Annotated in this window: 7 protein-coding genes; all 7 read left to right on the top strand. The window is 56.4% G+C overall.

Annotated elements, in window-relative coordinates; genetic code table 11:
- A partial coding sequence (locus WD823_RS02610) for a site-specific DNA-methyltransferase (RefSeq protein WP_368427929.1) occupies positions 1 to 2,444 on the top strand: 2,444 nt, incomplete at its 5' end.
- A gap of 11 nt (positions 2,445 to 2,455) precedes the next feature.
- Positions 2,456 to 2,875: a hypothetical protein gene (locus WD823_RS02605; protein WP_368427928.1), complete on the top strand. Its 420-nt coding sequence runs from the start codon at positions 2,456 to 2,458 to the stop codon at positions 2,873 to 2,875.
- Between the two features lie 7 nt (positions 2,876 to 2,882).
- The gene (locus WD823_RS02600; RefSeq protein ID WP_368427927.1) at positions 2,883 to 4,829 is read left to right on the top strand and encodes a Z1 domain-containing protein; all 1,947 of its coding nucleotides are present in this window, start codon (positions 2,883 to 2,885) and stop codon (positions 4,827 to 4,829) included.
- A gap of 19 nt (positions 4,830 to 4,848) precedes the next feature.
- A complete protein-coding gene (locus WD823_RS02595) occupies positions 4,849 to 5,874 on the top strand; it encodes a DNA cytosine methyltransferase (RefSeq protein WP_368427926.1) in 1,026 nt (341 codons plus the stop codon).
- A gap of 12 nt (positions 5,875 to 5,886) precedes the next feature.
- Positions 5,887 to 6,300, top strand: a complete 414-nt coding sequence (locus tag WD823_RS02590; RefSeq protein WP_368427925.1) for a very short patch repair endonuclease — start codon at positions 5,887 to 5,889, stop codon at positions 6,298 to 6,300.
- Positions 6,301 to 6,595: 295 nt separating this feature from the next.
- Positions 6,596 to 7,330: a hypothetical protein gene (locus tag WD823_RS02585; protein WP_368427924.1), complete on the top strand. Its 735-nt coding sequence runs from the start codon at positions 6,596 to 6,598 to the stop codon at positions 7,328 to 7,330.
- 36 nt (positions 7,331 to 7,366) lie between these two features.
- A complete protein-coding gene (locus tag WD823_RS02580; RefSeq protein WP_368427923.1) occupies positions 7,367 to 7,663 on the top strand; it encodes an HNH endonuclease in 297 nt (98 codons plus the stop codon).
- Positions 7,664 to 8,103: the final 440 nt, after the last annotated feature.

Genomic DNA, 8,103 nt, shown 5'->3' with positions numbered 1-8,103 from the left:
CCGAGTTCTACCAGCACGACCAGAACTGGTCGAACCGCATGATCCTCGGCGACTCGCTCCAGGTCATGGCCAGCCTCGCCGAACGCGAAGGCCTGCGCGGCAAGGTCCAGTGTATCTATCTTGACCCGCCCTACGGCATCAAATTCAACAGTAACTTCCAGTGGTCAACCACGACGCGAGATGTAACTGACGGTCGTGCTGACCACATCACTAGAGAGCCCGAGCAAGTGAAAGCGTTTCGCGACACTTGGCGCAACGGGATTCATAGTTACCTTACCTATTTGCGCGATCGCCTCACAGTCGCGCGCGACCTCTTAAGCGAATCTGGATCCGTCTTCATTCAGATCGGCGATGAGAACGTTCATCGAGTGCGCGAGATCTTGGATGAGATATTTGGTGATGAGAACTTTATATCGTTGATAACTCTTACCAAAACGACCTCTGCAACTAGCGACTATCTCCCGGGGGTCGCCGACTACATTGTTTGGTATTGCCGTAACAGGGAACACTGCAAATATCGCGATCTGCATCGCGAGAAAGCGGCAGGAGGAGAGGGGGCGGGCCACTATAACTTGCTATTGCAGGCTGACGGCACGCGGCGTGCGGCCACAGCTGAAGAAAGAGAAGGCGAGGTTCCAAATGGCGCTGTCCTAATTACCGCGGATCAATTGCAATCCACAGGGAGCCATGGCAGCGTGAAAGGCGCCGGTGCTGCATCGTGGTTTTCCGTTTCATGTGAAGGCCGATCGTTTACTCCAACTATGCAAAGCATTTGGAAAACGAGTGAAATCGGCATGAGAAGGTTGGGGACTGCAGGGCGACTGTTACCTCAAAAGAATGCACTTCGCTATATACGTCGGATTGATGACTTCCCGGCATTCCTCTTGAGCAACGTATGGATTGATATCGGTGGTGCATCCAACAAACGCTACGTCGTGGAGACGACTCCTAAGATTGTCGAGAGATGCATTCTCATGACGAGCGATCCCGGCGATCTGGTGCTCGATCCTACATGTGGCTCAGGTACTACCGCTTACGTTTCAGAGCAGTGGGGACGACGGTGGATCACGATCGATACATCGAGAGTTGCGTTGGCACTGGCTAGGGCGAGGGTGATGGGCGCGCGGTATCCGTTCTATCTACTGGCGGATTCGCGGGAGGGGCAGATGAAGGGGGCGGAGGTGACGCATGGGGTGCCGTCGTCGCAGCCGGTGCGGGGGGATATCCGCCAGGGTTTCGTGTACGAGCGGGTGCCGCACATTACGCTGAAGTCGATCGCGAACAATGCCGAGATCGATGTCATCTGGGAGAAGTGGCAGGAGAAGCTGGAGCCGCTGCGCGCGAAGCTGAACAAGGAGCTGAAGGAGAAGTGGGAGGAGTGGGAGATCCCGCGCGAGGCGACAGAGAAGTGGAGCATTGTCGTTAAGGAGCTTCACAAGCGCTGGTGGGAGGCGAGGATCGAGCGGCAGAAGGAGATCGACGCGTCGATCGCGGAGAAGGCGGAGTTCGAGTATCTCTACGACAAGCCTTACGAGGACCGCAAGAAAGTGCGGGTGGCGGGGCCGTTCACGGTGGAGAGCCTGTCGCCGCACCGAGTGCTGGGGGTCGACGAGGACGACGAGCTGATCGACACGGCGGCTCAGCCGGGCGCGGACTACGCAGCGAAGCAGAGTTTCCCCCAGATGATCCTCGAGAACCTGAAGGCGGCGGGAGTACAGCAGGCGGACAAGGCGGGGCGCATTACGTTTACCTCGCTCGTGCCCTGGCCGGGGGAGTTGGTGTGCGCGGAGGGGCGCTACAACGAGGGCAAGGAAGGCAAGGGGCCGGAGAAGCGCGCGGCGATTTTTATCGGCCCGGAGTTCGGTACGGTGACACGGCCGGATCTGGTGGCGGCGGCGCGCGAGGCGGGCGACGCGAATTTCGACGTGCTGGTGGCCTGCGCGTTCAACTACGAGGCGCATGCCACGGAGTTCGCCAAGCTCGGCCGCATCCCGGTGCTGAAGGCGCGCATGAACGCCGACCTGCACATGGCCGAGGACCTGAAGGTGACGGGCAAGGGCAACCTCTTCGTCATCTTCGGCGAGCCGGACATCTCCGTCCTGAACGACAAGGACGGCAGGGTGCGCATCAAGGTGAACGGCGTGGACGTGTTCCACCCGCAGACGGGCGAAGTGCGCAGCGACGGCCCCGACGGCATCGCCTGCTGGTTCATCGACACCGACTACAACGAGGAAAGCTTCTTCGTGCGCCACGCCTACTTCCTCGGCGCGAACGACCACTACGGCGCGCTGAAGACGACGCTCAAGGCCGAGATCAACGCCGATGCCTGGGCAAGCCTCAACAGCGATACCTCACGGCCCTTCCCGAAGCCGAAGTCGGGGAGGATCGCGGTGAAGGTGATCAATCATCTGGGGGATGAGGTGATGAAAGTATTCCGGGTCTAGCGAGGGTCGACATGGCGATTGCTAAGCAGGCCTTCTACGAGGGGGCAGCGCTCCATCAACTCATTCGTTCCAATGGAGTTCGATCCCTTCAGTATGACGATCCCTTTTTTGTATTGAACGGTCGTGTGCTCGCGTATCTCAAGTACAGCACCAGAGTTCGTAGTCCTTGGGGATTTACCTTTACGGCGGACGAGCAAATTCTGCTCAATGAACGGGCTGCCGAACGGAAAATTGCAATTGGCCTGATCTGCGCGGGGGACGGAATCGCTACGGTATCGTACGAAGACTACCTAAGTATCGCCGCTCCTCGAAAATCGGCGATACACGTTGCCTGCTATAGAAAGCACTGGGAGCACTACGAGGTCAGCGGGCCGGACGGAGTCGTAGCAAGAAAAATCGCTCCTTCCGATTGGCAGCGTCTTTTGAGTTGAGGCAAACATGAAACATCGCGACGAAGTATTGAGTTTGCTCAAGAAGCAAATCGGTAACGACGACGAAGTCAAAGAGATAAACGACGTTGCCGAAGAAGTCGAGAAGAAATGGGTCGACCCGTTGAGCGGTGGAAAAGAAGAAGTAAACGGGCTGATCTACGGACTCATCCAGAGCGGAAAGACGGGCGTTTTGACGGTTACCGGGGCGTTGGGTGCCGACGAAGGATATCGAACCGTCATCATTCTTACTTCCGACATCGATCCCCTCTACGAACAGACGCTCGGCCGCGCACGCGAAGCCTTTCCGGGTATGGACATTATCGGGAAGAAGGAATTTAAGGACTTCGATAGCTTCATGCAAAGAATCAAGGGCAGTACGTGCGCGATCGTGACGACAAAGAACGGCGCAATGCTCAGGACGCTAATCGAGAACTTTCGGAAAGGAAAAGTAAAAGGTCTCGCCTGCTTGATCATCGACGACGAGGCGGATCAAGCGAGCCTGGATACGCGGGCAAGTCGGCCCAACGGGCCGAGAAGCACGATCAACAGTCTTATCGGCGAATTGAGAGGGTTTTTCGACAAGAATACTTACCTGCAAGTGACGGCCACTCCGCAGGCGCTTTTTCTTCAAACGCCCGGGCACGACTTCCGACCCAAGTTCACCGTGTTGAGTCATCCCGGTGCGGACTACGTCGGCGGAGACGATTTCTTTGGCGACGGGTCGAAGCTCGTCGACGAGTTCGATCTGCATGACATCACGACGCTTGCGCCGGGCCCGCAGCCGGCGCCTTCTCTCCAAATTCCGACTTCTCTCCTTCTGGCGCTCGACACGTTCATGATCGGCGCTACCTATAAACGGAAGAAAGACGTCGATCAGAATTGCGCTTTCTTGTGTCACGTAAGCACCCGAACCGCAGATCACAAGCACATCGAAAATCTTTTGCGAAAGTACAAGACTGACCTTGCGGTCGGTGTTACGCACAAGAATCAGGTGGTTTTGAAACGGCTCCGAGACGCATACGACGACCTCTCGTCGACTCATGTCGAACTTACGAAAATGGACTTTCAAGTATTGGTCGAAGCGATAGGGTTTTACTCCGCCGGAATCACGGTCAAGTTGGTAAACGGTCAGACGGACGAGGACGTGGCAGTGAAATCGCCGTACAACCTTTTCGTCGGCGGGAACAAATTGGGTCGAGGAGTGACCATTAAAAACCTTCTGGTGAGCTACTACGGGCGGCATCCCAAGAGGCCGCAGGCAGACACCGTGTTGCAGCACGCACGCATGTACGGATATCGCCGCAAGGACATCGGCTTGCTGCGCCTTTTCCTTCCGAACGAGCTCCATGTGGTCTTCAAGGCAATTAACAAGATGGAGAACGGTCTGAGAGAGCTGATCGGCGGGAACCCAAGCGAGCAATTTCGCGGCGTTTATGTTGAAGGCGGCATCAATCCCACTCGACGTAATATCCTCGCGCCGGGTTCCATAGGAGCTTATGCAGGCGGCGGCACTTACAACCCCGCGCAAGTTCTTCGCGACCAGAGCGTCAAGAGTTCCACCGAGGAAATAGATAAGAAAGTAGAAGGAATCGGCGACAAGACACACGTCGAGATGCCGATCGAGGAAATTCGAAAGCTGATTCAGCTGACTATGCCAGACGATGCGGAGGCGGAGCGCGTTTGGGACGCTGAGGCAATTGCCGGATCGCTTGAGCAGTTTGCGAAGCTTCGAGGTCAGAAGACGGGGTATCTCTATGTCGATCGTGATCGCGGCCTGAAGGAGAATCGTCGCGAAACGCAGGGAATTTTGGAAGGAGGGGAGGCAGGTAAGGTACCCCAGGACAAACTGACATTATTTCTGCTGCGAACTAAGGCCGGTGGCGGCGGAAACGCGGCGTGGTGGCCGCAGATCAGATTTCCGGCGGGCAACTACGCTTTCGCTTTCGCCGTCTAGTTAGCGAAACGTTCGTTTGATGGCAAAACCGACCGCATTGGATTTGTTTTGTGGCGCCGGCGGATTGACCGAAGGTCTCCGTCAAGCCGGCTACAAGGTCCTGGGTGCGGTTGAACTAGATCCTCTGGCAAGTCGTGCTTACAGGCTAAATCACAAGCGAGTACGTCTGTGGGAAACCGACGTACGGCGTTTAACCGGTCCCGCGATCTTGCAGGCACTAGGACTAAAGCGGGGCGACCTCGATCTCCTGGCCGCCTGCCCGCCTTGCCAGGGTTTCTCGGCGATGCGTACGAACAATGGGACGCGATGGAATCGAGACGCTCGCAACGATTTGATATTCGATGTTCTAAGGCTTATTCGTACTTTGCGCCCCGTGTCCGTCATGTTGGAGAATGTTCCGCGGTTATCGAAGAATCGTCGATTCAAGAAGTTTCGGACAAAGCTCGAATCCCTGGGATATCAGGTTCAGTGGGACATTTTAAATACGGTGAACTTTGGTGTACCTCAGCGGCGAAGGCGTCTCGTGTTGCTTGCGAGCAGGGAGACTCTCCCGGGGTTTGCGCCGAACGATCGAAACCGAAGAACGGTTCGGCAATTCATCGAAAAGCTCTCTCCGCCGTCGCGCAGCCGAGACATACTTCACAACTACAAGGTCGAGCGAAGCAAGAAGGTTCGGAAAATCATTCGCCAAATCCCGCGAAACGGCGGGAGTCGAAGCGCACTTGGGTCGAAGAATCAACTGAAATGTCATCAAGGCTTTGACGGATTCCGCGACGTGTATGGACGAATGGCATGGGATAAGCCGTCCTCGACTATTACGGGCGGTTGCATAAATCCCTCGAAGGGGCGCTTTCTTCATCCTCAAGCGGATCGAGCTATTACGCTTCGAGAAGCGGCGTTGCTTCAAACCTTTCCAAAGTCTTATCGGTTTCCGTTGAACGGCAACCGATATGCAGTGGCGCTGCTAATCGGCAATGCATTGCCGCCGGAGTTTATCCGGCGCCATGCGGTGGCTCTGCGCGAGTCGATACGTGAAAGCACTTAATACGGAACAGTTGTGGACACCTTAGATAGAGCGACGCGCGCTCGGGTAATGAGCCGCAATCGATCAAAGGGGACAAAGTCGACGGAGCTGCGATTTCGGTCGCTTCTAGTTCGCTCGGGGATCCGAGGCTGGAAGCTCGGCACTCGTTCGGGCCTACCTGGTACCCCGGATGTAGTTTTCCGCCGGGAGAAAGTCGCGATCTTTTTGGACGGATGCTTCTGGCACGGATGCAGCAAGTGCCGATCTATTCCTTCGACGAATAGACCTTTTTGGGTTAAGAAAATTGGAGGCAATAAGAAGCGAGATCGTTATGTTGTGAAGCAGTTGAAGGCAAGCGGATGGAAGCCTCTAAGGTTGTGGGAGCACGATCTAAGATCGGGCGGCGCTAAAGTTCTAGCGAAAGTGGAGCTAGTCCGTCGGGCGTAACGATCCAAGTCTGCTAGTGAAGCAGTATTGAATCCAGCTACGGGGGTAGGCTATGAAGAGGCGCAGTTCGTACCTGATACACGATGAAGAAATTCAGCTCGGTGTTCGCGGTCTGACCGTATGGGGCTACAGTCAAAAACGGAAGTTTGTTTGCAGGCTTTGGGTAAATTCGGCGGGTTTGGCGATCTATTCCGGTACCAAAGGGAAGAAGAGAATTGCGAACGTCACTTGGGAGGCTCTGGTTTCCAGGCTTGAAGGGGACAAGAAGAAATGAATTAGGTATCCAAGAGCAGTCATGGACCAATTGGAGGACTTCGCAGATGACCGGCTAATCAACGGCTGCATCTACTGCGGTGGACCCGAGGAAACCGGAGATCACGTTCCTTCTCGTGTGCTGCTTGATGAACCACTTCCCGAAAATCTTCCGATCGTTGCAGCTTGCCGTGACTGCAACAACGGCTTTTCTAGCGATGAGGAGTATCTTGCCTGCCTGATTGAATCGGTGGTGGCAGGAACGACAGATCCGGCGCACATCCGCAGGCCAAGAGTCGCAGAGATCCTTAAGAGGGCACCTGCATTGAGGGCCCGGTTAGAAGCGGCCAAGACGACAGAGGACGGCCAAACCAAGTTCCATGTTGAACCGGACCGTGTGCGGAACGTCCTTCTGAAACTGGCACGAGGACACGCCGCATACGAACTCAGTCAGCCGTGTCGACATGAGCCGGCGTCTTTGGAATGGTGGCCGCTCTCACTCATGACGGAAGAAGAGCGCGACTCGTTTCAGTCGGTTCAGGTTTTGGAGACCTTTGGCGAAATTGGCTCGCGACAGACCCAGCGGCTAATGGTGACCCAGATCGCTCTTGAATCCGAGAACGGCGGAAGAACGACTCTGGGTTTGATCATCAACGACTGGGTAGAGGTTCAGGAAGGGCGATATTGTTACCAAGCGATCGACGAAGGCGGCAGCGTCCGCGTCAAGATAACTATCGGCGATTACCTAGCATGTGAGGTCGTGTGGACAGACAATTGAATTCACGTTTGGTTGCGGAGTGTGCGGGATACGACCGTGCCGAACGGAATCCCGCTCTCCAAGATCCATCACGCGGCGTTCGACGCGCACCTCATCGGCATCGATCCCGACTTTCGGATTCATGTATCGAAGAAACTGCTGACGCAGAACGATGGGCCGCTGCTGGAGACACTTAAGAAACTGCACCACGAGAAGCTGCATCTGCCGGAACGAAAGAGGGATCAGCCGGACAGGGAGCGGTTGCTGGTGCGGTTCGACGTGTTCCGAGGATACGAATGGGGAAAATCCCAGGCCCAATTCGCAACAAAGTGGAGATCATCCTGCCGCTGCTGACCGCGGCAGGCTGGCTGACCGAGTCGAGGCGCACCCAGCACCAATCCGGAAAGATCGCGCTCGAGGACGCGAAGATCCCGGAACAACGCGGGCCCGGACACGCCCGCCGGGCGGCGCTACCTCGAGAGCCCTGGGAACGGCTGGCGCCTCTTCCTCTTCGTGAGGGAGAACAAGGAAGCCGCCTACTGCGTCCTGGGTCCGGCTACCAGAATCCACATCGAAGGCGACTGCCCGATGTCGCTGCACTGGAAGCTCGAGGTCGCGCTGCCGATGGAGCTCTACGGGGCGTTCAGCGTGCTGCGGGGGTAGCGGGGGCGTACCATCGCGAGTGCTGCTGCAATCCATCTTGCTCGCGCGCTGACACGTGCCCGTTCCTAACCCGACCCTCGTCTACCGGATCACGCACGAGGCCAACGTCCCTTGGCTTCTTGCCAACGGAC

The organism is Sulfuricaulis sp. (assembly GCF_040901545.1).
In the GTDB taxonomy this organism is placed as follows: Bacteria; Pseudomonadota; Gammaproteobacteria; order Acidiferrobacterales; family Sulfurifustaceae; genus Sulfuricaulis.
This window is presented reverse-complemented; position numbering and strand designations above follow the sequence as displayed.

Bases quoted from the DNA above. Each gene is read 5' to 3' on its own strand.
- WD823_RS02600 (WP_368427927.1), top strand. From the start codon at position 2,883: ATGAAACATCGCGACGAAGTATTGAGTTTGCTCAAGAAGCAAATCGGT.
- WD823_RS02595 (WP_368427926.1), top strand. From the start codon at position 4,849: ATGGCAAAACCGACCGCATTGGATTTGTTTTGTGGCGCCGGCGGATTG.
- WD823_RS02585 (WP_368427924.1), top strand. From the start codon at position 6,596: ATGGACCAATTGGAGGACTTCGCAGATGACCGGCTAATCAACGGCTGC.
- WD823_RS02605 (WP_368427928.1), top strand. From the start codon at position 2,456: ATGGCGATTGCTAAGCAGGCCTTCTACGAGGGGGCAGCGCTCCATCAA.